Below are 1,542 nucleotides of genomic sequence, written 5' to 3' on the forward strand. Positions count from 1 at the left end.
TAGAACCGCTCTTTCTGAGTCAGATGTTTTCCCTGCATGCAACAAGCTCTCCAGTAAGACCAGAACGGAGATTTTATCCGGGTCTGGCCAGTGGGTCACTTTGTTGCGTTTCGAGTGGAAATGGGGCGCTTAGCGTTGCACTTCAAACTTGAATCCGCCACTCATCAATAAATTTGCAACAGTGCCCGTCAAAGTGGTTCCACTTTCCCACGCTACGCCAGCCGCTACACGGGGTTCTCGTTGCGTGCTACAATGCACTTAACATATAACACATGAGGATAAAACCATGTCAGAGGCAACCTTTACCTTTCGTGTCGATGAATCGCTGAAATCCGATTTTTCGCAGGCCGCAAAAGCAAAAGATCGCACAGGAGCACAACTCCTGCGCGATTACATGCGCGATTTTGTCCGACAACAGCAGGAAGCCGCCGTCCATGATGCGTGGTTCCGCCGTGAAGTGCAGGCCGGAATTGACGCGGCAAATGTAGGTAATGTCATTACGGCAGATGAGGTAGAGGCAGAGGCCGCCAAATGGCGGGAAAAAACACGCCGCCAGATGACCGGATACACAGCGTGAGGTTGATCTGGACGCTTCCGGCAGCTAATGACCGGAAAGGAATCCGCGAATACATCGCACAGGACAATCCCGCCGCCGCGCTTGCCCTCGATGAGCTACTTTCTGAAAAGGCAGGGCGTCTGGTCGATAACCCCGCACTTGGGCGAACTGGTCGCGTTTCTGGTACCCGTGAGCTGGTTGCCCATCAAAATTACATCCTGATTTATGACGTGACCGATGATTGTGTTCGGGTGTTGCGCGTACTGCACGCAGCCCGCGAGTGGCCTTGTTAAAACTTCATGCCGCCTTTGATGTCCAGCTTAATGTTCTGTTGCAGTTTCAGCATGGCGCTCTGAGACTGCCTGAACAGGGTCAGGCTGCGTTTTTGTTTAAGCAATTGTTCTGGTGAGTCGAACCTAATTTCTTTCGGAAAGGCGGGTTTTTTGAGGCACTGTTGCAAAGATCTGGCGATGGTAAACTGATGCCACTGTTTAGTTGAAGGAGCAGCACATGAACCCATTTAAAGGTCGACATTTTGAGCGTCATATTATCCTGTGGGCCGTCCGCTGGTACTGCAAATATGGCATCAGTTATCGTGAGCTGCAGGAGATGCTGGCTGAGCGAGGGGTAAATGTCGATCACACCACGATTTATCGATGGGTTCAGCGTTCTGCACCTGAAATGGAAAAGCAGCGGCGCTGGTACTGGCGTCAACCTTCCGGTTTTGGCTCATGGCATCTCGATGAAACCTACGTGAAGGTCAACGGACGCTGGGCTTATCTGTACCGCGCCGTCGACAGCAGGGGCTGCACCATTGACTTTTACCTGTCTTCACGTCGTCACACCAAAGCCGCCTATCGCTTTATGGGTAAACTTCTGAATAATACGAAGCGCCTGCAAATTCCACGGTTGATCAACACAGATAAAGCCCCGATATATGGGCGGGCGCTGGCATTGCTGAAGCGGGAAGGTAAATGTCCGCAGCA

General features: G+C 51.8%; 3 protein-coding genes. All 3 read left to right on the forward strand.

Annotated features, from left to right (window positions below; translation table 11 throughout):
- Positions 1-286: 286 nt before the first annotated feature.
- A complete protein-coding gene (locus tag BBW68_RS10915; RefSeq protein ID WP_070135387.1) occupies positions 287-577 on the forward strand; it encodes a CopG family ribbon-helix-helix protein in 291 nt (96 codons plus the stop codon).
- The gene (locus tag BBW68_RS10920; RefSeq protein WP_222563086.1) at positions 574-849 is read left to right on the forward strand and encodes a type II toxin-antitoxin system RelE/ParE family toxin; all 276 of its coding nucleotides are present in this window, start codon (positions 574-576) and stop codon (positions 847-849) included. Before BBW68_RS10915 ends, BBW68_RS10920 begins: the two co-directional genes overlap by 4 nt.
- A 217-nt stretch (positions 850-1,066) precedes the next feature.
- The coding region (locus tag BBW68_RS10930; protein WP_070135390.1) for an IS6 family transposase at positions 1,067-1,542 on the forward strand (476 nt) is incomplete at its 3' end.

Source organism: Candidatus Erwinia dacicola (assembly GCF_001756855.1).
Taxonomy (GTDB): domain Bacteria; phylum Pseudomonadota; class Gammaproteobacteria; order Enterobacterales; family Enterobacteriaceae; genus Erwinia; species Erwinia dacicola.